Origin of the sequence: Pseudomonas sp. PGPPP4 (assembly GCF_002256045.1) — a bacterium.
Classification (GTDB): Bacteria; Pseudomonadota; Gammaproteobacteria; order Pseudomonadales; family Pseudomonadaceae; genus Chryseomonas; species Chryseomonas oryzihabitans.
In genome coordinates this window covers 48,026-72,404 of sequence record NZ_NKID01000015.1, presented here as the reverse complement: position 1 = coordinate 72,404, position 24,379 = coordinate 48,026, and the positions used below count along the sequence as shown (strand labels likewise).

At 67.0% G+C, this 24,379-nt stretch carries 20 protein-coding genes; 12 read left to right on the top strand and 8 right to left on the bottom strand.

What is annotated here, in order from left to right:
- Positions 1-16 precede the first annotated feature (16 nt).
- The gene (gene mrcB / locus CFE50_RS20725) at positions 17-2,359 is read right to left on the bottom strand and encodes a penicillin-binding protein 1B (RefSeq protein WP_027597550.1); all 2,343 of its coding nucleotides are present in this window, start codon (positions 2,357-2,359) and stop codon (positions 17-19) included.
- A gap of 153 nt (positions 2,360-2,512) precedes the next feature.
- Here mrcB and CFE50_RS20720 point away from each other — a divergent pair, with 153 nt between their 5' ends.
- Positions 2,513-4,060 (top strand): bifunctional aminoglycoside phosphotransferase/ATP-binding protein, encoded by a 1,548-nt coding sequence (locus CFE50_RS20720; RefSeq protein WP_286737111.1) that lies wholly within the window; start codon positions 2,513-2,515, stop codon positions 4,058-4,060.
- Between the two features lie 130 nt (positions 4,061-4,190).
- The gene (locus CFE50_RS20715) at positions 4,191-5,003 is read left to right on the top strand and encodes a cyclic nucleotide-binding domain-containing protein (RefSeq protein WP_241807820.1); all 813 of its coding nucleotides are present in this window, start codon (positions 4,191-4,193) and stop codon (positions 5,001-5,003) included.
- 179 nt (positions 5,004-5,182) lie between these two features.
- On the opposite strand, the gene deoA is transcribed toward CFE50_RS20715, so the two are convergent.
- From deoA to CFE50_RS20685, 6 genes are all read right to left on the bottom strand, one after another.
- Positions 5,183-6,493, bottom strand: coding sequence for a thymidine phosphorylase (gene deoA, locus CFE50_RS20710; protein WP_286737110.1), 1,311 nt, complete (start codon positions 6,491-6,493; stop codon positions 5,183-5,185).
- A gap of 11 nt (positions 6,494-6,504) precedes the next feature.
- Positions 6,505-6,918, bottom strand: a complete 414-nt coding sequence (locus CFE50_RS20705) for a cytidine deaminase (RefSeq protein ID WP_007159699.1) — start codon at positions 6,916-6,918, stop codon at positions 6,505-6,507.
- 13 nt (positions 6,919-6,931) lie between these two features.
- Positions 6,932-7,867 carry a nucleoside-specific channel-forming protein Tsx gene (locus CFE50_RS20700; RefSeq protein ID WP_286737109.1) on the bottom strand — a complete coding sequence of 312 codons (936 nt, stop codon included), beginning with the start codon at positions 7,865-7,867 and terminating at the stop codon, positions 6,932-6,934.
- Positions 7,868-8,018: 151 nt separating this feature from the next.
- The gene (locus CFE50_RS20695) at positions 8,019-9,281 is read right to left on the bottom strand and encodes a NupC/NupG family nucleoside CNT transporter (RefSeq protein WP_241807817.1); all 1,263 of its coding nucleotides are present in this window, start codon (positions 9,279-9,281) and stop codon (positions 8,019-8,021) included.
- Positions 9,282-9,386: 105 nt separating this feature from the next.
- The gene (gene sfsA, locus CFE50_RS20690; protein WP_286737108.1) at positions 9,387-10,094 is read right to left on the bottom strand and encodes a DNA/RNA nuclease SfsA; all 708 of its coding nucleotides are present in this window, start codon (positions 10,092-10,094) and stop codon (positions 9,387-9,389) included.
- Positions 10,091-11,266: a pyridoxal phosphate-dependent aminotransferase gene (locus CFE50_RS20685; protein ID WP_286737107.1), complete on the bottom strand. Its 1,176-nt coding sequence runs from the start codon at positions 11,264-11,266 to the stop codon at positions 10,091-10,093. Before CFE50_RS20685 ends, sfsA begins: the two co-directional genes overlap by 4 nt.
- Before the next feature lie 291 nt (positions 11,267-11,557).
- On the opposite strand from CFE50_RS20685, the gene dksA reads away from it, so the two are divergent.
- Entirely contained in the window at positions 11,558-12,001 is a 444-nt protein-coding gene (gene dksA, locus CFE50_RS20680; protein ID WP_007159704.1) for an RNA polymerase-binding protein DksA, read from the top strand.
- A gap of 75 nt (positions 12,002-12,076) precedes the next feature.
- The gene (gene gluQRS / locus CFE50_RS20675; protein ID WP_286737106.1) at positions 12,077-12,967 is read left to right on the top strand and encodes a tRNA glutamyl-Q(34) synthetase GluQRS; all 891 of its coding nucleotides are present in this window, start codon (positions 12,077-12,079) and stop codon (positions 12,965-12,967) included.
- Here the strand turns inward: gluQRS and CFE50_RS20670 are convergent.
- Positions 12,964-13,380 (bottom strand): VOC family protein, encoded by a 417-nt coding sequence (locus tag CFE50_RS20670; RefSeq protein ID WP_286737105.1) that lies wholly within the window; start codon positions 13,378-13,380, stop codon positions 12,964-12,966. The two genes, gluQRS and CFE50_RS20670, sit on opposite strands and share 4 nt — an antisense overlap.
- A 104-nt stretch (positions 13,381-13,484) precedes the next feature.
- Here CFE50_RS20670 and CFE50_RS20665 point away from each other — a divergent pair, with 104 nt between their 5' ends.
- The 8 genes from CFE50_RS20665 (at position 13,485) to pgi (ending at position 24,347) form a co-directional block, all read left to right on the top strand.
- On the top strand, positions 13,485-13,661 hold the full coding sequence (locus tag CFE50_RS20665) for a hypothetical protein (protein ID WP_007159707.1): 177 nt from the start codon (positions 13,485-13,487) through the stop codon (positions 13,659-13,661).
- Positions 13,645-16,593: a sensor histidine kinase gene (locus tag CFE50_RS20660; RefSeq protein WP_278443245.1), complete on the top strand. Its 2,949-nt coding sequence runs from the start codon at positions 13,645-13,647 to the stop codon at positions 16,591-16,593. Before CFE50_RS20665 ends, CFE50_RS20660 begins: the two co-directional genes overlap by 17 nt.
- A gap of 115 nt (positions 16,594-16,708) precedes the next feature.
- A complete protein-coding gene (locus tag CFE50_RS20655; protein ID WP_007159709.1) occupies positions 16,709-18,127 on the top strand; it encodes a sigma-54-dependent transcriptional regulator in 1,419 nt (472 codons plus the stop codon).
- 698 nt (positions 18,128-18,825) lie between these two features.
- Entirely contained in the window at positions 18,826-20,217 is a 1,392-nt protein-coding gene (locus CFE50_RS20650; protein ID WP_007159710.1) for a polynucleotide adenylyltransferase PcnB, read from the top strand.
- Positions 20,214-20,717 carry a 2-amino-4-hydroxy-6-hydroxymethyldihydropteridine diphosphokinase gene (gene folK / locus CFE50_RS20645; protein ID WP_286737104.1) on the top strand — a complete coding sequence of 168 codons (504 nt, stop codon included), beginning with the start codon at positions 20,214-20,216 and terminating at the stop codon, positions 20,715-20,717. The genes CFE50_RS20650 and folK overlap by 4 nt, the downstream gene beginning before the upstream one ends.
- Before the next feature lie 129 nt (positions 20,718-20,846).
- Positions 20,847-21,647, top strand: a complete 801-nt coding sequence (gene panB, locus CFE50_RS20640) for a 3-methyl-2-oxobutanoate hydroxymethyltransferase (RefSeq protein WP_007159712.1) — start codon at positions 20,847-20,849, stop codon at positions 21,645-21,647.
- A complete protein-coding gene (gene panC / locus CFE50_RS20635; protein WP_007159713.1) occupies positions 21,644-22,501 on the top strand; it encodes a pantoate--beta-alanine ligase in 858 nt (285 codons plus the stop codon). The genes panB and panC overlap by 4 nt, the downstream gene beginning before the upstream one ends.
- A 181-nt stretch (positions 22,502-22,682) precedes the next feature.
- Positions 22,683-24,347, top strand: a complete 1,665-nt coding sequence (gene pgi / locus CFE50_RS20630; RefSeq protein ID WP_286737103.1) for a glucose-6-phosphate isomerase — start codon at positions 22,683-22,685, stop codon at positions 24,345-24,347.
- Positions 24,348-24,379: the final 32 nt, after the last annotated feature.

Genomic DNA, 24,379 nt, shown 5'->3' with positions numbered 1-24,379 from the left:
GTCACCTTGGGACCTCTCAATTCAACCAACCCTTGACCCAATCCATGACCGGATTGCCGCCGTTGCCGTTGCCGCCGGCGGCGGGTGCGGCCGGCGCGCCACAGGAGGCGCCCGGTGGCGGCTCACTGCCGCGAATATAAGGCATCTGCACGGCGTTGGGACACGAGGGATCCGTGCCGCGCCCGGTGGTGGCATCGACCCAGGCCTGGGTGATGTTGTCCGGCACCGGCATGTCCAGGGAGACCGGATCGGCGCGACGCATGAAGTTGCTCCAGACCTGCAGGGCGCCGGTGGCACCGGTCAGCGGTGTCTTGCCGTTGTCGTCGCGACCCAGCCAGACCACCGCCAGCAGATCCTGGCTGAAGCCGGAGAACCAGCTGTCGCGGGAATCGTTGGTGGTACCGGTCTTGCCCGCCAGGTTCACGCTGGTGGGGATCTGGTTGTAGACCGAGCGCCCGGTGCCCTCGCGCATGACGCGCTGCATGGCGTACTGCACCAGGTAGATGGCGCCGGTATCGAAGCGCTGCTCGATCTGGAAGGGATAGCGCTTGAGCGGCTCGCCATTGGCGTCGAGCACGCTGCGGATGCTGCGCAGCGGCGTGTTGAAGCCACCGTTGGCCAGCGTCTGGTACATGGTCGCCACTTCCATGGGCGTCAGGGCACCGGCGCCGAGCAGGGTTGCCGGATAGGGCGGCAGGGCGCGACTCACGCCCAGGCGCGCGACGGTCTTGAGCACCTCGGGGACCCCGAGGTCCAGACCCAGGCGCGCGGTGGACAGGTTGTAGGAATGCGCCAGCCCCTGATAGAGGAAGATGGTGCCGTGCGCCTTGTGCTCGTAGTTCTGCGGCCGCCAGACCTGGCCATCGGCGCCCTTCACCGAGAAGGGCTCGTCCTGGATCAGGGTGGTCAGGGTGTACTTGCTGGGACGCTCCAGAGCGGTCAGATAGACCGCCGGCTTGATCAGCGAGCCGACCTGGCGCACCGCATCGAGGGCGCGGTTGTAGCCGGCGAAGCGCGGATCGCGGCCACCCAGCAGCGCCTGGACCTCACCGGTTTCCGGATTGGTCACCACCATGGCCGACTCGACGTTTTCCGCACCCTTGCGGCCGTCGATGCGCTTCATGGTCTCGCCCATGGCGGCTTCGGCCTTGGTCTGCAGGATGGGGTCGAAGCTGGTGAAGATGCGCAGCCCTTCCTCGGTGAGGTCTTCGTCGCGGTAGTCCTGCTTGAGCTGGCGCTTGACCAGGTCGACGAAGGCCGGGAAGGAGCTGTTGGTCAGGCTGCCGGCCTTGGTGATGCCCAGCGGCCGAGCCTTGGCCGCTTCGGCCTCGGTGGCGCTGACCACGCCCTGCTCGGCCATGAGGTCGAGCACCAGGTTGCGGCGGGTCATGGCGCGCTCGGGATAGCGGCGCGGGTTGTAGTAGGACGGGCCCTTCACCAGGCCGACCAGCAGGGCGACCTGATGCAGTTTCAGCTCGCTGAAGGGCTGGCCGAAGAAGTACTGGGCGGCCAGACCGAAGCCGTGGATGGCGCGCGAGCCGTCCTGACCGAGGAACACCTCGTTGAGGTAGGCCTCGAGGATCTCCTGCTTGCTGTAGTGCAGCTCCAGCAGCAGCGCCATCAGGGCTTCGGTGCCCTTGCGGGTGATGCTGCGCTCGTTGGTGAGGTAGAAGTTCTTGACCAGCTGCTGGGTCAGGGTGCTGCCACCCTGGCGCACCTGGCCGCTGGTGGCGTTGACCCAGACCGCCCGGGCGATGGACTTGGGCGAGACGCCGTGGTGATGCCAGAACTCGCGGTCCTCGACGGCCACCAGGCCATCGACCAGGTGCGGCGGCGCCTGGTCGAGCTTGATGAGGATGCGATCCTCGTTATGTGCCGGATAGATGCCGCCGATCATCAGCGGCTCCAGGCGGGCCACGGCCAGATTGCTGCCATCCAGGGCGCTGACGCCGGAGACGGTGCCGCCGGCGAAGCGCACGCGGATCGCCCGGGCCGGCTCGACGCCTTCGTAGAACTGGAAGCCGCGGGTGTTCAGCTCGACCGTGGAGGCACCCACGGAGACGCTGCCGGGGCCGTCCACGGTCTTCTCGCGTCGATAACCGAGGGCATCGAGTTCGGTGAGGAAGTCGTCACGGCTGAGCTTGACGCCATTGAACAATTCCAGCGGCCGGGCATAGACCTTGGCCGGAATGGTCCAGCGCTTGCCGGAGAATTTTTCCTGGACCACGGCATCCAGATAGATGCATACGCCAGCCAGGGCTACCAGCGCGACCAGACCAAGCTTGACTGCCCAGCCGGACAGGCGGCGCCAGTCAAAGGTCTTGCGCTTGCGGGAACGAGAGGATCGGGGTCGCTTCATGGCGGCGCATTATACGCACTTGCCCGGTGGCCGACAGCGGCCTGCCAGCGCTTCGTCAGCTGGGGTTCAAGGACGCCCCTTCCCGGTGTCGCGGCTTGCGTGGACCGCCCTGGCAGCGATAATGCCGCCATCCATTCCCTACAAGGACCGCCCGTGAGCCAGCTCCTGATTTCCGCCCTGCAGAACCCGGCGCTCTATCCCCATCCCACCTCGGCGTTCCGGGTCATCGAAACCCATATTTCCTGGGTCGTGCTGACCGGCGAGGTTGCCTACAAGATCAAGAAGCCGGTGAATTTCGGTTTCCTCGACTTCACCGACTTGGAGGCCCGCGGCCACTTCTGCCGCGAGGAGCTGCGCCTCAACCAGCGCCTGACCCGCGATCTCTACCAGGACGTGGTGGCCATCACCGGCAGCGAAAGCGCTCCAGAGCTGGGCGGCAGCGGTCCGGTGATCGAATACGCCCTGCGCATGCGCGAATTCCCCCAGAGCCAGCTGCTCAGCGAGGTGCAGCAGCGCGGCGAGCTGACCGAGGCGCACATCGACGCCCTGGCCGCACAGATCGCCCGCTTCCACCTGGCCGCACCCCAGGTTGGGACCGAGCATCCGCTGTGCACCCCGGACGCCGCCATGGCGCCGGTCCGGCAGAATTTCGAGCAGATCCGCGTCATGCTCGGCGAGGCGGCCGACCTCCAGCAGCTCGACCAGCTGGAAGCCTGGGCCGAGGCCAGCTACGCGCGCCTGCTGCCGCTGTTCGAGGCCCGCTGCCGTGACGGCTTCATCCGCGAATGCCATGGCGACATCCACTTGGCCAACGCCACCCTGTTCGACGGCGAGGTGGTGCTGTTCGACTGCATCGAATTCAACGAGCCCTTCCGCCTGACCGACACCATGGGCGATGCCGGCTTCCTAGCCATGGATCTGGAAGACCGCGGCCTCAAGGCCCTGAGCAACAGATTCGTCAATGCCTACTTCGAGGCGACCGGCGACTACAGCGGCCTCGCCCTGCTCGACTTCTACAAGGCCTATCGCGCCATGGTGCGCGCCAAGATCGCCCTGTTCCGCCTGGGCCAGGCCGAAGAGCCGGCGCTGCGGGCCGAGATCCTCGCCAGCTATCGCAGCTACACCGCCCTGGCCGAGGGCTACACCCAGGTGCCCCAGCCCTTCGCGGCGGTGATGCACGGGGTGTCGGGGATCGGCAAGAGCACCGTGGCCCTGGCCCTGGTCGAGGCGCTCGGCGCCATTCGCCTGAGATCCGATGTCGAGCGCCAGCGCCTCTATGCCGACAGCGACGAGGCCACCCGCTACAGCGCCGCAGCCGGCGAAGCCACCTATGCGCGCCTGCACGAGATCGGCGCCCAGGTGCTGGCGGCCGGTTATCCGCTGGTGCTCGACGCCACCTACCTCAAGCAGGCCCAGCGCGCCGCAGCCCAGGCCCTGGCCGAAGCCCAGGCCGCGCCCCTGCTGATCATCGACTGCCAGGCGGACGACGAACTCATCGCCCGCTGGCTGCAGGAGCGCCAGGCCGAGGGGACCGATCCTTCCGAAGCCACCCTCGCGGTGGTGGCCGCCCAGCGCCAGGCCCAGGATCCGCTCGCACCCGCCGAGCAGGATCGAGCGCTGGTGGTGGAGCTGGGTCACGCCGGACAGCTGGAGGCCCTGCCGGCTCGCCTGCTGCGCCGCCTGGGTCGCGCCCCGGCCTGACCACGACCTCCTGGGAGGCAGAACAAGCGTTCCGTCACAGCTCGTGGAGTTGTGGATTTACGGTCGCCGACGAGCGGCTTATCGTGCGACCCACGTCACAACCTCTGCGTAACAAGAAGGAATTGGCACCATGTACCTCATCGGCGATCAGCCTCCCTATGTCGATCAGTTGCGTCAGGCGCTGCAGGCCATTCCGGCGCGACTGGTCAGTGGTGTGGCGCCGAGTCGGCAGCCCCTGCAGCTGAGTCCCGCCGCCCTGCTGCAGGACTGGATGCGCAATGACGAGGTCTATCTGATCCAGCGCGGCCCGCTGCGGGTGGTCCTGGATCAGCGGGCGCTGTTCCAGCTTGGCGAGGGCGACCTGATCGGCCTGGGGCGCACCCTGGATCTGCCGACCCTCAATTATGAGAGCGAGGCCGACGTGCAGGTGCTGCCCTATGACCGCGAGACCTTTCTCGCGGCGGCGACCGCCACCCCGGCCCAGCGCGATGCCCTGCTGAGGTACATGCTGGGCCAGCAATCGCTGCTGGCCCAGGCGCTGATCCGGCTCAAGCCGCCGGTTACCCAGCCGGCCACCGGCTTTCGCCGCTATGCCGCCGGCGAGGTCATCATCCGCCAGGGCGATTCCGCCGAGCATGTCTTCGTCATCACCGAAGGCCATGCCGAGGCCTGGGTGGATGGCTGCAAGGTCGGCGAGGTCTGCCAGGACGAGATCGTCGGCGCCCTGGCGGTGTTCACCCATACGCCGCGTACCGCCAGCGTCATCGCCAAGACCGTCTGCACCGTGCTGGTGATCCCCCAGGATCAGTTCGTCTCGCTGATGGAGACCACCCCGCGCATCGCCCACAGCCTGATCGAGAACATGGCGCGCCATATCGACACCCTGAACAAGGAAGTCACCCGCCTGCGAGGCGCCGCGGAGCGACCTTCCAACAGTAATTAAGAAATATTCTCGAATACGCTTGACGATGGAATGAGAATTGTTATTATTCAACTCAGCCGGTCGCGAGATCGGTCGATAACTGAAGGTCCAGCAGTTGGTCTTTCGGGTTATCTCCTCATCAGGCTAATCACGGTTTTGGACCCGGCTCTGCCGGGTCTTTTTTTGTCCGGAATCCGGCGCTAGCGCCGATCCAGCACGGCGGCCACGGCATCGACCGGCCGCTCCTCCCCCAGGCCATAGGCCCGCTGCAGGTGCTGGGCAGCCCGCGCCGCGCTCTGGGCGTCGCCGGCATGGATCACCCCCAGGGGCCGGCTCTCGTCGACCCACTCGCCGGGCAGTGCCAGGCCGGCCAGACCCACCGCCGGATCCACCTCATCCTCCGGACGTTGCCGTCCGCCACCCAGTTCGACCACCAGCAGACCGAGGGTGCGGGTATCCACCTGCCGCACCCAGCCCGGGCGGGCCGGATGGACGGCGCGCACCACCGGAGCCCGGGGCAGATGCTGCCAGGGCCGCTCGATCAGGTCGGACGGGCCGCCCAGGGCCAGGTTCATCGCCGCGAAACGCGCCAGGGCGGCGCCGCTCTGCCAGGCCTCCAGCACCAGGCGCTCGGCGGTGGCGGCATCCCTGGCCAGTCCGGCCAGTTGCAGCGTTTCCTCGGCCAGGGCCTGGATCACCTGCCAGAGGCGCTCGCTGCGCACCTCGCCCGCCAGCAGGGCGATAGCCTCCTCCACCTCCAGGGCGTTGCCGGCGCTGCGCGCCAGGGGCTGGCCCATGTCGGTGACCAGGGCGCGGGTCCGGACCCCGGCGGCTTCGGCGACCTCGACGATGCTGTCGGCCAGGCGCAGCGCCGCGTCGCGCTCGGCCATGAAGGCGCCGCCGCCGGTCTTGACGTCCATGACCAGCACGTCCAGGCCGGCGGCCAGCTTCTTGGCCAGGATGGAGGCGGTGATCAGATCCACCGATTCCACCGTGGCGGTGACATCGCGGATGGCATAGAGGCGGCGATCGGCCGGGGCCAGATCGGCGTCCGGACCGACGATGGCGCACCCCACCTCGGCCACCACCTGGCGAAAGCGCGCCAGGCCAGGCCGGATGCGATAGCCGGGGATGCTCTCCAGCTTGTCGAGGGTGCCGCCGGTATGGCCCAGACCACGTCCGGAAATCATCGGCACATGGCAGCCACAGGCGGCGAGCAGCGGTGCCAGCACCAGGCTGGTGAGATCGCCCACGCCGCCGGTGGAATGCTTGTCCACCACCGGCCCGGGCAGGTCCCAGCGCAGCACCTGGCCGCTGTCGCGCATGGCCAGGGTCAGGGCGGTACGCTCCGCGGCGGTCATGCCGCGCAGCAGAGTGGCCATGGCGAAGGCGGCGATCTGGCCTTCGCTGAGGCTGTCATCGACGATGCCGCGGACCAGTCGCTGGAGATCCGCAGTCGAGAGTTCCAGGCCATCGCGCTTCTGGCGGATCACCTCCTGGGCAAGCCACATGGGCGGACTCCTTAGAAGTCGTCGAAGGCGCCAGGCAGCAGCTCGGCCAGGGTCCAGGTGCGGGTACGGCCGGGTTCGCTGCCGCTGCAGACGATGGTCGCGTCGGGCGCCATCAGTTCCAGCAGCACCTGGCGACAGGCGCCACAGGGACTGATCAGGGGAACGCCCGGCGCATGGATGGCCATGGCGGTGAAGCTGCGCGGCGGCAGGCCCCGGCTGATGGCGGCGAACAAGGCGCTGCGCTCGGCGCAGTTGGTCAGGCCGTAGGAGATGTTTTCCACGTTGCAGCCATGGATGACCTCGCCCTCGGCGGTCAGCAGGGCGGCGCCCACGGGAAATTCCGAATGCGGACAGTAGGCGCGCTCGGCTGCCGCGACCGCTTGCGGAAGCAGTGCGGCCAGGTGCGCAGGCAGGTTGGTGCTCATGACAGTCTCCAGATCAGAATTGATAACCCACCCCCGCATAGTAGCCCCAGCCGTTGGAACGGCCCTCGAAGTCACCCTCGCCAAAATTCAGCTCGGTGCCGTCGCGCCAGTTGCCGCCGTTGTGGAAATGCCGCGCAGCGAACATGAAGCGCAGGTGGGTGAAGGCATAGAGCAGCACGTTGGTGGACACGGTGGCATTGGCCGTACGTCCCGGCGCGTCGCCCAGCTTGGAGCCGAAATCGAAGTTGGTGAAGCCGACATAGGTCAGGGAGGCGCCGTTGTCTAACTTGGCCAGCGGCCAGATGTACTTGAGCTGGGCCCGATAGCCGTCCCAGGAATTCTCGTTGGCGGCGCCATAGTTTTGCCACTGGCGGCGACCGTAGAGGTTGGCGGACAGCAGCACCGGGCTATGGGTCTCGATGTCGGTGCCGAAGCCGGCATAGAGGGTGTTCTGCCGACTGGCCCGGCTGCTGCCGTGGTCGTAGATCCAGTCGAAGGCCAGGTACCACTCCTTGAACGGCCCGAAGGCCAGCGAGCGACCACTGAGCTGATCGATGGAAATCCGCGGTTCGTGCTCCATGAACAGGGGCGAACCGCGGTCCCAGACACCGGAGTCATGGCTGTTGCCGATGCCCAGCACCCTGGGCACGTCGATGTAGCCATAGAGTTCGAAGGGGCCCTTGCGGCCGAAGTATTCGTACTCCAGATAGACGTCGTCCACGGGCTGCGGGCCGAAGCTGATGTCCTTGCTGCCGATCAGGGTCAGATCCTGGTTGTACCAGGACGACAGATAGGGCGAGCGATTGTCCGTCTGTTGCGCGGCGGGACTGGCGGTCTCGCCCTGGGCGCTGTCGGTGGCGACGGCGGGGGCGGCCAGCAGCTGGGCGCTGCAGCAGAACAGGAGCGGTAGCGCGCCGAAGCGCACGCGACGGAGGCGGGAAAACGTCATGAGGAGGATTCCTGAGCGAAAGCCTTGAGAAGCCGCGAACAACCCGTGGCGGCGAGGCAGGCGCACGCCACGGTCATCCGCTGTTACGTTTTGGCGCACCCAGGCCAGCGGTGCACCATAAAGTGGACCGAGTGGTCCAATCGGCATCGACCTAGAGGCCGATAAAGAAGCCGGCCAGGGCCGCGCTCATCAGGTTGGCCAGGGTACCGCCGAGCATGGCGCGCAGACCCAGCTGAGCCAGTTCGTGACGCCGCTGGGGGGCGATGCCGCCCAGGCCGCCGAGCTGGATGGCGATGGAAGAGAGATTGGCGAAGCCGCAGAGGGCGAAGGTGACGATGACCTGGGTGTGCGCCGAGAGCGGCTGGACGCCCGCCGCCGCCGACTTGACCGGGTCCAGGTAGGTCGAGAGGTCGGCATAGGCGACAAATTCGTTGAGCACCAGCTTCTGGCCGATGAAGCCACCGGCCTGCACCGCCTCGTTCCAGGGCACGCCGATGAGGAAGGCCACCGGCGCCAGCAGATAGCCCAGCACCAGCTGCATGCTCAGTTGCGGCACGCCGAACCAGGCGCCGCACCAGCCGAGGATGCCGTTGAGCAGGGCGATCAGGGCGATGAAGGCCAGCAGCATGGCACCGACCGCCAGGGCGATGCGCAGGCCGACCTGGGCGCCTTCGGCAGCTGCGTCTATGACGTTGGCCGGACGCTCCTCCCCTTCGCCCAGGGTCTTCATGGCCTGGTCGCGCGGCTGTTCGGTCTCCGGCTCCATCAGCTTGGCCATCAGCAGTCCGCCCGGGGCGGCCATGAAGCTGGCGGCGATCAGATACTTGAGTTCCACACCCATGCCGGCGTAGCCCAGCAGCACCGAACCGGCCACCGCGGCGAATCCGCCAACCATGATGGCGAACAGCTCCGAGCGGGTGAGATCGGCGATGAAGGGCCGCACCACCAGCGGCATTTCCGACTGTCCGAGAAACAGGGTCGCGGTGACCGTGGTGGACTCCACCCGACTGGTGCCGAGCAGGGCGTGCAGCGCTCCGCCCACCAGGCGGATGATCCAGCCCATGATGCCCAGGTAGTAGAGCACCGCGATCAGGCTGCCGAAGAAGACGATCAGGGGCAGCACCCGCACGGCGAAGACGAAGCCACCGTTACCGAAGTACTCGAACATCCTGGGTCCGGCGAGACCGCCGAAGAGGAACTCGATGCCCTTGTCGGCATAGAGCTGCAGCGAAGAGACGGCGCCGGAGACGCTGCCGAGCACCTGCTGGCCCCAGGGAATGTAGAGGACGAAGAGGCCGAGCCCCGCCTGCAACAGAAAGGCCGCGAGCACGGTACGCACGCGAATGGCGCGCCGCTGGCGGGAAAAGAGGATGGCGATGGCCACCAGCAACAGCATGCCCAACACAGAGATCATCAAAGGACTCCTGACAGGATCGCCCGATAGCGGCGATCGATGGGCGATATCCGTAAGCAAGGCGCCTGCCAGATCCTGTCTGGGCGATCAGCTTTTTGCGACTGCCTAGTCAGCGAGGCGCAGCGGTCGGTCCAGTTGCAGACCCGCGGGCGAGAGCCGTGCCCCATAAGCCAGCACCTGCACACCCTGACGACGGGCTTCGCCCACGGCCAGGGCATAGGCGGCATCGATTTCCGCGGCCGGACGTACCGCCTCGATGCCGTCGAGCAAGACGCAATAGAGCAGCACGGCCCGCTCGCCGGCCGCGGCCAGGGCCGCCAGCTCGCGCAGATGGCGGGCCCCACGGGTGGTCACGGCATCGGGAAAGGCGGCGATCGCGGTGTCGGCAAAGCCCAGGGTGACGCTCTTGACCTCCAGGTACAGCGGCCCCGCGGGATACTCCAGGCGAAAATCGGCGCGACTGTTCTCCAGCCCGTAGGCCACCTCCCGGCGCAGGGCGGTGAAGCCGGCCAGTTCGGGAATGCCACCGGCCAGCAAGGCCTCCTCCACCAGGCGATTGGCACGGGCGGTATTGATGCAGGCCAGGCGGCCATGGTCCGTCTCGACCAGCTCCCAGGTGCCGGGCAGCTTGCGCTTGGGACCACTGGCGCGGCTGAACCAGACGCGGGCGCCCGCCGGCTGGCAGTGGAGCATGGAGCCGGTATTGGGGCAGTGCAGGGTCAGCACCTCGCCGCTGGCGGTCTCGATGTCGGCGAGAAAACGCTTGTAGCGGCGCAGCAGGCGACCCTCTTCCAGGGGTGGCTCGAATCTCACCGGGCGCTCCAGCGCTGCAATCCCTGGGCGATGCGGGCGACGGCCTCTTCCAGGCGCGGCAGCGACTGGGTGTAGGCGAAGCGCACATGTGTGTCGGCGCGGTGGCGACCGAAATCCAGGCCGGGGGTGATGGCGACGTGCTCGGTCTCCAGCAGGAACTGGCAGAAGGCATAGGCGTCGCCGCCAAAGGCGGCGATGTCGGCATAGAGGTAGAAGGCGCCCTGGGGCTCGACGGCGATCTCAAAGCCCAGGTCGCGCAGCGCCGGCAGCAGGTAGTCGCGGCGGCGGGCGAATTCGGCGCGACGCTCCTCGAAGATGGCCATGGCTTCCGGCGTGAAACAGGCCAGGGCCGCCTGCTGGGCCACGGTGGAGGCGCTGATGTAGAGATTCTGCGCCAGCTTTTCCAGCTCCGGCACGGCGGCGCGCGGCGCCACCAGCCAGCCGAGGCGCCAGCCGGTCATGCCGAAGTACTTGGAGAAGCTGTTGAGCACGAAGGCCGAGTCGTCCACCTCCAGCACGCTGGGGGCATCCAGGCCATAGGTCAGGCCGTGGTAGATCTCGTCCACCACCAGGTGACCGCCGCGCGCCCTGAGGGCGGCCGACAGCCCGGCGAGTTCGTCGCGATCCAGCAGGGTACCGGTCGGATTGGCCGGCGAGGCCACCAGGGCACCGACGCTGTCCGCTTGCCAGTGCCGCTCGACCAGCTCGGGGGTGAGCTGGTAGCGGGTGTCGGCGCCGACCGGGATCAGCTGGGCCGCGCCTTCCACCAGGCGCAGGAAGTGTCTATTGCAGGGATAGCCGGGATCGGCCAGCAGCCAGTGACGCCCGGGATCGACCAGCAGGGCGCTGGCCAGCAGCAGGGCGCCCGAGCCGCCGGGGGTGATCAACACCCGCTCCGGATCCAGATCGACGCCGTAGCGCTCGCCATAGAAGGCGGCGATGGCGCGGCGCAACTCCGGCAGGCCGCGGGCCGCAGTGTAGCGGGTCTGACCGGCCGCCAGCGCGGCCTGGCCGGCCGCGACCACCGGGGCGGCGGTGGTGAAATCGGGCTCGCCGATCTCCAGGTGGATGACGTCGTGCCCGGCGGCCTGGAGCTGGTTGGCACGCTCCAGCAGGGCCATCACATGGAAGGGCTCGATGGCCTGGCTGCGTGCGCTGTAGGAATTGGACATGGACAGGGTCCGAACTTGTGGCGAAGGCGGGATTCTAACCAAGGCTTCGCAGACCGGCATCCGCCGCGTCGGCAAGGAGCGGGAGGCCAGTAGTAGCGCCCCCTGGAAGCTTCTGGTAAGTTCGCCGGCTTGCATCCGCAGGGCGACTGGCCAGTCGAGAACATATTCAGCCTGGCGTCGGCATTGCGCGGGACGCCATCGGCAGCCACAGACCCCGGGCGTTCCAACATGGAGAGGCCTGGAAACGCATCCAGCCTGTGGACAGGATCAGCGAAAGTGAGAGGGTCAATCATGCCCAGCGAAGCAAATCAGCAGAACAATCATCTGGCCCGTGGCTACGAACCCTACCAGCCTGCCAAGGGCGAGGAATACATGAGTGAGCGCATGCGCGCCCACTTCACCGGCATTCTGAACAAGTGGAAGCAGGAACTGCGCGAAGAAGTCGATCGCACCGTGCACCACATGAAGGAAGAAGCGGCCAACTTCGCCGACCCGGCCGACCGCGCAACCCAGGAAGAGGAATTCAGCCTGGAACTGCGTGCCCGCGACCGCGAGCGCAAGCTGATCAAGAAGATCGACGAGACGCTGCAGCTGATCGAAGACAACGAATACGGCTGGTGCGACTCCTGCGGCGTGGAAATCGGTATCCGTCGCCTGGAAGCCCGTCCGACCGCCAGCCTGTGCATCGACTGCAAGACCCTGGCCGAGATCCGCGAGAAGCAGACCGGGACCTGAGTCCTGCTGCCTCACCGACGAGGGCGCTACGGCGCCCTTTGTTCTTTCCAGACTTCGGTCTTTCCGGGATGAGCTATGTCCAGGCGCCCCTATGTCGGCCGTTTCGCCCCCACGCCCAGCGGCTATCTGCACTTCGGCTCGCTGGTCGCCGCCCTCGCCTCCTACCTGGATGCCCGCGCCGCGGGCGGGCAGTGGCTGGTGCGCATGGAAGACCTGGACCCCCCGCGTGAGGTCCCCGGCGCCCAGGCGGCCATCCTCACCACCCTGGAGGCCTACGGCTTCGAATGGGACGGCCCGGTGCTGCGCCAAAGCGAGCGCCTGGACGCCTATCGCGCGGTCATCGCGCAGTGGCTGGCCAGCGGCCTGGCCTATGCCTGCGACTGCTCGCGCAAGCAGCTCGAAGGCAGTGGCGGCCTCTACCCCGGCTACTGCCGCGATCGCGGCCTGCCGGCGACGGACGCCGCCATCCGCATCCGCGTCCCTGAGCTGGACTACCGCTTTGTCGACCGGGTGCAGGGCGAATTCCGCCAGCACCTGGGGCGCGAAGTGGGCGACTTCGTCATCCAGCGTCGCGACGGCCTGATCGCCTATCAACTGGCGGTGGTGATGGACGATGCCCTGCAGGGCATGACCGACGTGGTGCGGGGTGCCGACCTGCTGGACTCGACGCCGCGCCAGCTCTATCTGCAGGAATTGCTCGGCCATCCGGCGCCACGCTATCTGCACGTGCCGCTGCTGATCCAGCCCGATGGCCACAAGCTGGGCAAGAGTTACCGCTCGCCGCCGCTGCCACCCGAACAGGCCGGGGCCCTGCTGGTGCGCGCCCTGCGCACCCTGGGCCAGCCGACGCAGGCGGAACTGGCCCGGGAAACCCCGGCCAGGGTACTGGCCTGGGGCGTCGCCCACTGGGATGCCGCGCTGATCCCGCGGATGCCGCACCTGGCCGAAGCCCGATTGCCGGACTAGTAGTTGGGCCAGAGGCCAGGCGTGGCCAGTTCCAGCAGATGTCCGTCCGGATCGCGGAAATACAGGCTGATCGCGCCACGCGGCCAGCGGGTGCGTTCTTCGATGGCGACCCCGGCAGCCACCAGGTGTGCGGCCCAGGCTTCCAGCTCATCCGCCGCGACGGCCAGGGCCAGGTGCTGACAGCCCTGGGCGCCATGGGGCGGAATGCAGCCGCCCGGCAGCCTGACCGGTCGTTCGGTAGTACCCCGCTGAAACAGCAACAGGACGCTGGCCCCCACCGCATAGGCGGCCAGGCGCTCGTCGGCGAACATCGGCGTGAGCCCCAGCAGCTCTTCATAGAAGCGCCGGGCCCGGGGCAGATCGGCGACATAGAGCGCGGTTTCCAGCACGGCGGCGAGACGGGGCCTGGTCATCGGCGAACTCCGGCGGGGAAAGAAGCCTTCACGGTAGAGGCCTCCCTCTCCGGGGTACAGCGCTTTTGCATTACCATGGCGCCATCGCCGTTCGGGAACCGCGCATGTACATCTACCGGCTGGTCCTGCTCCTCGTGGTAGGCATCTATCTGTTCTCCCCCGCCATCATGGATTGGTGGATCGCTCCCAGCGGCGCCTGGTATCGCCCCTACCTGCTGTGGCTCATCCTCATCGTGGTGACCTTTATCCTGCAGAGCCAGCGCGATGCCGACGAGCTTTAGTCTGTCCCAACTGGTGCTGATCAGCGCCGGTTACCTGCTGATCTTCTTTGGCGTCGCCTGGATGACCGAGAAGGGCTGGGTGCCGCGCCGGCTGGTGCGCCATCCGCTGATCTACACCCTGTCGCTGGGCGTCTACGCCAGCGCCTGGGCCTTCTATGGCACCGTCGGCCTGGCCTACGACTACGGCTACGGCTTTCTCGCCTACTACCTGGGCCTGTGCGGCGCCTTTCTGCTGGCGCCGGTGCTGCTCTATCCCATCCTGCGCCTGACCCGCGCCTACCAGCTGGCGTCCCTGGCCGATCTCTTCGCCTTCCGCTTCCGCAGCACCTGGGCCGGCGCCCTCACCAGCCTGGGCATGCTGATCGCCGTGCTGCCGCTGCTGGCGCTGCAGATCCAGGCGGTGGCCACCAGCACCGGCATCCTGGTGCAGGCCCGCGCCCAGGACGCCCCGGCGCTGGGCTTCTGCCTGCTGATCACCCTGTTCGCCATGCTCTTCGGCGCGCGCCAGATCAATTCCAAGGAACGCCACGAGGGCCTGGTGGTGGCCATCGCCTTCGAATCCCTGGTCAAGCTGCTGGCCCTGGGCATCGTCGGTGGCGTCACCCTCTATACCGTGTTCGGCGGCCCCAACGGCCTGGAGACCTGGCTGCAGCAGAACCAGAGCGCCCTCTCCACCCTGCACACCCCGCTGCAGGAAGGTCCCTGGCGGATCCTGCTGCTGGTGTTCTTTGCCGCGGCCATCGTCACCCCGCACATGTACCACATGGCCTTTACCGAGAATCTCAGTCCTCAGGCGCTGGTCAGCGCCAGCTGGGGCCTGCCGCTGTTCCTGCTGCTGATCAGCCTGGCGGTGCCGCCGATTCTCTGGGGTGGCCTGGCGCTGGGTTCGCCGACGCCGCCGGAGTACTTCACCCTGGGCGTGGGCCTGGCGCTGGACAATCCGCTGCTGGCGCTGGTGGCCTTCGTCGGCGGGCTGTCGGCGGCCAGCGGCCTGATCATCGTGGTGACCATGGCGCTGTCGGGCATGCTGCTCAACCACATCGTGCTGCCGCTCTACCAGCCGCCCACCGACGGCAACATCTATCGCTGGCTGCGCATGACCCGACGCATGCTGATCGCCGCCATCATCCTGGGCAGCTACGGCTTCTATCGCCTGCTGCAGGGCCATGGCGATCTCTCCAGCCTGGGCATCGTCTCCTTTGTCGCCACCGTGCAATTCCTGCCCGGCGCGCTGTCGGTGCTCTACTGGCAGACGGCCAATCGCAAGGGCTTCATCGCCGGCCTGCTGTGCGGCCTGGGCCTGTGGTTCCTGAGCATGCTCATGCCGCTGGTGGCCGACATCAATCCGCTGCACATCGGCGTCTTCAGCTATCGCATCAGCGCCAGCAACTGGCACCTCGCGGCCGTGGCCTCGCTCACCGTCAACGTGCTGGTGTTCGCCCTGGTCTCGCTCTTCACCGAGGCCAGCGAAGAAGAGAAGAGCGCCGCCGAGGCCTGCGCGGTGGACAACGTCCGCCGTCCGCAACGCCGCGAACTGGCGGCCAGCTCGCCCCAGGACTTCGCCGCCCAGCTGGCCAAGCCGCTGGGCGCCAAGACCGCGCAGAAGGAAGTCGAGCGCGCCCTGGCCGATCTGCTGCTGCCCTATGACGAACGGCGCCCCTATGCCCTGCGCCGGTTGCGCGATCGCATCGAGGCCAACCTCTCGGGCCTGATGGGTCCGCGGGTCGCCCAGGACATCGTCGAGACCTTTCTGCCGTTCAAGGCGGAAAGCGAGGCCTATGCCACCGAAGACATCCACTTCATCGAGAATCGCCTGGAAGACTACCAGTCACGCCTGACGGGCTTGGCCGCCGAACTGGACGCCCTGCGCCGCTATCACCGCCAGACCCTGCAGGAGTTGCCCATGGGCGTCTGCTCCCTGGCGCGTGACCGCGAGATCCTCATGTGGAACCGCGCCATGGAAGAACTCACCGGCATCGACGGCGCCCGGGTGGTGGGTTCGCGCCTGAGCGCCCTGCCCGATCCCTGGCAGGACCTGTTCGAGCGCTTTCTCGCCGAACCGGCGCAGCAGCACCTCTACAAACAGCGGCTGCCCCAGGAACACGAGCAGCGCTGGCTCAACCTGCACAAGGCGACCATCGACGAACCCCTGGCGGTGGGCAGCAACGGCACGGTGCTGGTGGTGGAAGACATCAGCGAGACCCAGCTGCTGGAAGACCGCCTGATCCACTCCGAGCGCCTGGCCTCCATCGGCCGGCTGGCCGCGGGCGTCGCCCACGAGATCGGCAACCCGGTCACCGGCATCGCCTGCCTGGCGCAGAATCTGCGCGAGGAGCGCGAGGCGGACGAGGAGATCGACGAGATCAGCAGCCAGATCATCGAGCAGACCCGGCGCATCACCCGCATCGTCCAGTCGCTGATGAGTTTCGCCCATGCCGGCGGTCGCCAGCAGGCCCACGAGCCGGTGTGCGTGGCCGAGGCGGCCCAGGAGGCCATCGCCCTGCTCTCGCTCAATCGTCAGAGCGTGGACGTCGACTTCTTCAATCTCTGCGATCCCGACCACCTGGTGCAGGGCGATCCCCAGCGGCTGGTGCAGGTGATGATCAACCTGCTGTCCAACGCCCGGGACGCCTCGCCGCCCGGCGCGCCGATCCGGGTGCGCAGCGAGGCCCAGGGCCAGACCGTGACCCTGAGCGTCGAGGACGAGGGCAGCGGCATTCCCAAGGCCATCGTCAGCCGGCTGTTCGAACCCTTCTTCACCACCAAGGATCCGGGCAAGGGGACGGGGCTTGGCTTGGCGCTGGTCTATTCCATCGTAGAAGAGCATTATGGTCAGATAATGATCGATAGTCCTACCGACCCCGTGACCGGCCAGGGTACCCGCATCCGGGTACTGCTGCCGCGCTATCTCGGGTTGCCGGAGGCGCCGTGACGGAGCCATCCGCCTGCTGGATGGATCTGCTAAAGCATTCGGAAGTCCAGACGACCGCGACAAGACACGCTGCCTGGCGTGGGTCGTCCTGCCTTCCCGTAAGAGAGCGCACTTGATGGCCCATATCCTGATTGTCGAAGACGAGAAGATCATCCGTTCGGCGCTGCGCCGCCTGCTGGAGCGCAACCAGTTCCGCGTCAGCGAAGCCGGCTCCGTGCAGGAAGCCCAGGATCTCTACGATGTCTCGAGCTTCGATCTCGTCATCAGCGATCTGCGTCTGCCCGGCGCCCCCGGTACCGAGATGATCGATCTCGCCAAGGGCAAGCCGGTGCTGATCATGACCAGCTACGCCAGCCTGAGATCGGCGGTCGACTCCATGAAGCAGGGCGCGGTGGACTACATCGCCAAGCCCTTCGATCACGACGAGATGCTGCAGGCCGTGGCGCGCATCCTGGTGGAGCGCGAGCAGCGCCAGCCGGCGGCCGCCGTCGAGGAAAGCGTCGCGCCGCCGCCGGCCACCGGCGAGATCGGCATCATCGGCAACTGCGCGCCGATGCAGGACCTGTTCGGCAAGATCCGCAAGGTCGCCCCCACCGATTCCACCGTGCTCATCCAGGGCGAGTCGGGCACCGGCAAGGAACTGGTGGCGCGGGCGCTGCACAACCTGTCGCGCCGGGCCAAGGCGCCGCTGATCTCGGTCAACTGCGCGGCCATTCCCGAAACCCTGATCGAATCCGAACTCTTCGGCCACGAGAAGGGCGCCTTCACCGGCGCCAGCGCCAGCCGTACCGGCCTGGTGGAAGCGGCCGACGGCGGCACCCTGTTTCTCGACGAGATCGGCGAATTGCCGCTGGAAGCCCAGGCGCGCCTCTTGCGCGTGCTGCAGGAAGGCGAGATCCGCCGGGTCGGCTCGGTGCAGTCGCAAAAGGTCGATGTGCGCCTGATCGCCGCGACCCACCGGGATCTCAAGGGCCTGGCCAAGATCGGCCAGTTCCGCGAAGACCTCTTCTATCGCCTCAACGTCATCTCCCTGCGCCTGCCGGCCCTGCGCGAGCGCGGTGGCGACGTCATGGAGATCGCCCGGGTGTTCCTCGCCCGTCAGTCCGCGCGCATGAGTCGCCCGGGACTCAAGTTCGGCGCCGAAGCCGAGGCCGCCATCCGCCACTACAGCTGGCCGGGCAACGTGCGCGAGCTGGAGAACGCCATCGAGCGCTCGGTGATCCTCAGCGAAGGCCAGGAGATCAACGCCGACCAGCTGGGCATCGACGTCGAGCTCGGCGAGCTGGAGCTGGCCGACAGCTACCTGGATCCGCTGCCCAGTGCGGGCCTGGGGAACGGCAATGGCGCCCACGAGCCCACCGAGGACCTCTCGCTGGAGGACTACTTCCAGCACTTCGTGCTCGAGCACCAGGATCACATGACCGAGACCGAACTGGCCCGCAAGCTCGGCGTCAGCCGCAAGTGTCTGTGGGAACGTCGGCAGCGCCTGGGCATTCCGCGGCGCAAGGCCAGCGCCAGCAGCGACGCCAGCTGATCCACGGCGGGACGCGACAGCCCTGCACGTCCCGCGGTAACACCCTCCCGCCTCGCCTCCCCATCCTTTGCAATGTGTTACCGCCGTAACAGGAGGCGGGTTCAGCGGTAACGAAAATCTCCCTGTAGCCACCAGGCAAAAAGGCTACATTTTTCGTAAGCCACTGAAATAAAAGGATTTTCCAAAACTGGCACGGCATCTGCTTTATGTTCTGGCACAAGAACAATAAAAACGTACCCCCTCCATAACAAAAACAAGACGTAGCGACTCCAGCACAATAAGAACAAGCAGGCGGAGGCGTAGCTAACTGATCATTTTGGAGAAGAGTCGTCTTGCGGGATGGTCCCGCGATGTCAGGCCAGAGAACAACAAAACTGCCTCGAGGCAGCACCCGTACCAGGCAGAGCAGGAATGATCCTGACGGCATCAGCTTCCAAAGTAATCCGTTTGCTCTTGGCTCTAGACTTCAGAGCCCTTCCGGCGGCCGGTAACCGCACGGGACAGACCACACAAGAAAAACAAGAGGTCTGGATAGACAATAAAAACAAAGCACGTACCACTTTGGGGGGGAGCTTCGGCTCCCCCAGTGCCTTTGACAGCCTCCCCTCCCTCGTTCAAGATCCCCTCCTTATCTATTGCGCAACGGCTCCCGCTGTGGTCCAGATTGCGTATAGCCGTCTCTCCGAACAGAAACTCGCATGCTGAAGAAGCTGATCCAGACCCTGCGCTCGCCCCTGCGGCGTACTCCGCCCGCGCCTGCCTTGCCCATCGAACTGCCCCGCAGTCAGCATGCGCTGGAACGAGAGCGCATCAGTCGCTACGCCCTGAGCGTCGTCGACCGGCTGGAAAAGGCGGGTTATCAGGCCTACCTGGTGGGCGGTTGCGTCCGGGACCTGCTGCTGGGCTTCGAGCCCAAGGACTTCGACGTCGCCACCAGCGCCACGCCCGAGCAGGTGCGGGCCGAATTCCGCAATGCGCGGGTCATCGGGCGGCGCTTCAAGCTGGTCCACGTGCATTTCGGCCGCGAGATCATCGAGGTCGCGACCTTCCGCGCCAATCACCCCACCGGGGATGCCGAGGACGAGACCCAGGGCTCGCGCCATGAAAGCGGCCGGATCCTGCGCGACAACATCTATGGCAACCAGGAACAGGATGCCCAGCGGCGCGACTTCACCATCAACGCGCTCTACTACGACGCCAGTGGCGAACGCATCCTCGACTACGCCAACGGCACCCAGGACATCCGCCTGCGGCAGATCCGGTTGATCGGCGATCCGGAGCAGCGCTACCTGGAAGACCCGGTGCGGATGCTGCGCGCCGTGCGCTTCGCCGCCAAGCTGGATTTCGAGATCGAAGCCGCCACCGCCGAACCCATCAGCCGCCTGGCGCCGCTGCTGCGGGACATCCCGGCACCGCGGCTGTTCGACGAGGTCATCAAGCTGCTGCTGGGTGGCAAGGCCGAGCGCACCTTCGAGCTGCTCTGCCAGTACGGCCTGTTCGCCCCGCTGTTTCCGGCCAGTGGCGAAGCCCTGGAACGCGATCCCGAGTACGCCGGCAGTCTGATCCGCCAGGCCCTGGCCAATACCGATGCGCGCATCCGCGAAGGCAAGCCGGTCACCCCGGCCTTCCTGTTCGCCGCCCTGCTCTGGCCGGCCTTGCCCGAACGCGTCCGTCATCATCAGGATCTCGGCCTGCCGCCGATTCCGGCCATGCAGGAAGCCGCCCACGACCTTACCCAGCAGCAGTGCCAGCGCACCGCCGTCCCCAAGCGTTTCACCATGCCCATGCGCGAGATCTGGGACATGCAGGAACGCCTGCCGCGCCGGCAGGGCAAGCGCGCCGATCAGTTGCTGGAGAATCCGCGCTTTCGCGCCGGCTACGACTTCCTGCTGCTGCGCGAGAGCGCCGGCGAGGAAACTGGTGGCCTGGGCGACTGGTGGACCCGCTACCAGGAGGTCGGCGACAGCCAGCGGCGCGAGATGATCAAGAACCTCAGCCGCGACGAAGGCGCACCAGCCAAGCGGCGCCGCCGTGGCGGCAGCAATCGCAAGCGGCGCACCTCGGATGCGCCCACCGCCGGCGACGAATGATGGAAAGGGTCTATCTCGGTCTGGGCAGCAACCTGGCCGAGCCGCGGCGCCAGCTGGACGCGGCCCTCGAGGCCCTGGCCCGGCTGCCCCTCAGTGAGCTGGTGGCGGTCTCCGCCTTCTATGCCAGCGATCCCCTGGGACCGCCCGACCAGCCGCGCTACGTCAACGCCGTCGCCGCCCTGGACACCGGGCTCGAGCCCCTGGCGCTGCTCGACGCCACCCAGGCCATCGAGCAGCAGCAGGGCCGCGTGCGCAAGGACGAACGCTGGGGTCCGCGCACCCTGGACATCGACATCCTGCTGTTTGGCGAGCGCCTGATCGACGAGCCGCGCCTGCAGGTGCCGCACTACCACCTCCAGGCCCGTGCCTTCGTCCTCTATCCGCTGGCCGATCTCGCCCCCGCGCTGCACCTGCCCGATGGCCGCCGCTTGCCGGACCTGCTGTCCGCCTGCCCTTTCGAAGGCCTGGAGCGGCTGCTACCGTCGTCATCCACGCGGTAACACAGCCGTAACACCGAGCATTGACTTGTGCCGGATGCGCCGGGACTATAGCAGCCGTTTGCGCGCGGTCACCCCGCGCCCGCGGCGCCCAGACAATAACCATAGCGCCGTCCCACGAGGACCTCTTGCATGCCTGATATCAGCCTCACGACCCTTCAGGGGCTCAAGCAGCGCGGCGAAAAGATCGCCATGCTGACCGCCTACGATGCCACTTTCGCCCAGGCCGCCAGTCAGGCCGGCGTCGAGATGCTGCTCATCGGCGATTCCCTCGGCATGGTGCTGCAGGGTCATGACAGCACCCTGCCGGTGACCCTCGACGACATGGTCTACCACACCGCCTGCGTCAAGCGCGGCCACGCGGGTGCCTTCATCGTCGCCGACCTGTCGTTCATGACCTATGCCACCCTGGAGCAGACCCTGACCAGCGCCGGTCGCCTGATGCAGGCGGGTGCGCAGATGGTCAAGCTCGAGGGCGATGCCTGGCTGGCCGAACCCATTCGCCGCCTGGCCGCCAATGGCGTGCCGGTCTGCGCCCACCTGGGCCTGACGCCCCAGTCGGTCAACGTCTTCGGCGGCTTCAAGGTACAAGGCCGCGATCCGGCCCGAGCGCAGCAGTTGCGCGAGGCGGCGCGCGAGCTGGAGGAAGCCGGCGCGGCCATGCTGCTGCTGGAATGCGTGCCTTCGGCGCTGGCCGAGGAAATCACCCGGGCCGCCCGGGTGCCGGTGATCGGCATCGGCGCCGGGGCCGCCACCGATGGCCAGGTACTGGTGCTGCACGACATGCTCGGCCTGGCCCTGCGCGGGCGCACGCCGAAATTCGTGCGCAACTTCATGGCCGGTCAGGACAGCATCCAGGCTGCCCTGGCGGCCTATGTCGCTGCCGTCAAGGACGGCAGCTTTCCCGCTCCCGAACACGGATTCTCCGCATGAAAACGGTCCATAGCGTCCGCGAACTGCGCGCCGCCGTCGCCGCCGCGCGCCGCCAGGGCCTGCGCATCGGCCTGGTGCCCACCATGGGCAATCTGCACGCCGGGCATATCGCCCTGGTCGACACCGCGCGGCGTCACGCCGACTTCGTGGTGGCGAGCATCTTCGTCAATCCGCTGCAATTCGGCCCCAGCGAGGATCTCGACACCTATCCGCGCACCCTGGCGGAAGACAGCCGCCAGCTGAACGAGGCCCACTGCGACCTGCTGTTCGCACCGGCGGTGGCCGAGATGTATCCCAATGGCATGGACGGCCTGACCCGGGTAAATGTCCCCGTGGTGTCCGAAGGCCTGTGCGGTGCGCGCCGGCCCGGGCATTTCGAAGGCGTGGCCACGGTGGTCACCAAGTTGTTCCAGATGGCGCAACCGGACGTGGCGGTGTTTGGCGAAAAGGACTATCAGCAGCTGGCGGTGATCCGCAAGCTGGTGCAGGACCTGGACATGCCCATCGAGATCGTCGCCCAGCCCACGGTGCGGGCCACCGACGGCCTGGCGCTGTCGTCGCGTAATGGCTATCTCGATGACCATCAGCGGGCCAGTGCGCCCTGCCTGTACAGCCTGCTCAGGCGGCTTGCCGATCAGCTCGCCGCCGGCGCCGCGGTCGAGCCGACCCTCGCCGCCGGTGTCGCCGAATTGCAAGCTCAGGGGCTCAAGGTCGACTATCTGGAATTGCGCGAGCAGCTGAGTCTGCAACCGGCCGGCCCGGACACCGCCGCCCTGGTCCTGCTGGTAGCGGCCTACCTCGGCCAGACCCGCCTGATCGACAATCTGAGCTTTCGCCGCAGGGCCCGAGTGTGACGCAACCGAAGGTTAGCTCACCCGACCCTGCCTGAACCCTGGAAGCCCGGAACATCCCGGGCTTTTTCATGCTCGAAGCGCGGCGCCAAGACCGGCGTCTCGCGGTCACCGACTTTCTCTTGCAAGCCAGCGGCTTGTGGGGCACAACAGCAAACAAGAGCCACCAAGGAAAAGCCTAGCCATGGAGTACTATCAACACCCCCTCGACGTGACCCAGCTCGCCTCCTGGAAAGCCCTGCAGGAACACCGCAAGGCCATGCAGAACTTCCGCATGCGCGATGCCTTCGCTGCCGATCCGCAGCGCTTCTCGCAGTTCTCCCTGAACACCAGCGGTCTGTTCCTCGACTACTCCAAGAACCTCATCACCGAGCAGACCCGTGACCTGCTGGTGAATTTGGCCCGGGAAGCGGGCCTGGAAGGGGCCATCCATACCCTGTTCGACGGCGCCTACGTCAACTCCTCCGAACACCGCCCCGCCCTGCACACCGCGCTGCGCCGCCCGGTCGGCGACAGTGTCCGGATCGACGGCCAGGACATCATGCCCGAGGTGCATCGGGTCCTGAACCAGATGACCCAGCTGGTCACCCGCATCCACAACGGCCTCTGGCGCGGCTACACCGAGAAGCCGATCACCGACGTGGTCAACATCGGCATCGGTGGCTCCTTCCTGGGTCCGCAACTGGTCTCCGAGGCGCTGGTGCCCTTCACCCAGCGCGGCGTGCGTTGCCACTACCTGGCCAACATCGACGGCAGCGAATTCCGCGAGGTGACCTCCAAGCTCGCCGCCGACACCACCCTGTTCATCGTCTCCTCCAAGTCCTTCGGCACCCTGGAGACCCTGAAGAACGCCCAGGCCGCCCGCGCCTGGTGCCTGGCCCAGGGCTGCCCGGAGCCGGAGCTGCACAAGCATTTCATCGCCGTCTCCAGCAACGTCAAGGTGGCGGTGGAATTCGGCATCGCCGAAGAAAACATCTTCCCGATGTGGGACTGGGTCGGCGGTCGCTATTCGCTGTGGTCGGCCATCGGCCTGCCCATCGCCCTGGCCATCGGCATGTCCAACTTCAAGGACCTGCTGGCCGGCGCCTACGCCATGGACCAGCACTTCACCAGCGCCCCCTTCGAAGAGAACATGCCGGTGCTGCTGGGCCTGCTCGGGGTCTGGTACGGCAACTTCTGGGGCGCGACCAGTCACGCCATCCTGCCCTACGACCACCACCTGCGTAACTTCGTGAAGCACCTGCAGCAGCTGGACATGGAATCCAACGGCAAGAGCGTGCGTCAGGACGGCTCGCCAGTGAGCGTCGAGACCGGCCCGGTGATCTGGGGCGGCGTCGGCTGCAACGGTCAGCACGCCTACCACCAGCTGCTGCACCAGGGCACCCAGCTGATCCCCGGCGACTTCATCGTGCCGGTGGTGAGCCACAACCCGGTGGCCGATCACCAGCAGTGGCTGTATGCCAACTGCCTGTCGCAGAGCCAGGCGCTGATGCTGGGCAAGACCCGCGAGGAAGCCGAGGCCGAGCTGCGCGAGAAGGGCCTGGGCGAAGCCGAGATCGCCAAGCTGGCGCCGCACAAGGTGATTCCGGGCAACCGCCCGAGCAACACCCTGGTGCTGGAGCGCATCTCGCCGCGGCGCCTGGGTGCGCTGGTGGCCCTGTACGAGCACAAGGTGTTCGTGCAGAGCGTCATCTGGGGCATCAACTGCTTCGACCAGTGGGGCGTCGAGCTGGGCAAGGAGCTGGGCAAGGACGTCTACCAGCACATCATCGGCCGCAGCGAAGGCAAGGCCGACGACGGTTCCACCCAGGGCCTGATCGACTACTTCCGCGGTCGTCATCGCGGCTGATCGTCTCCGGTCCGTTCCGAAAGGCGCCGCTC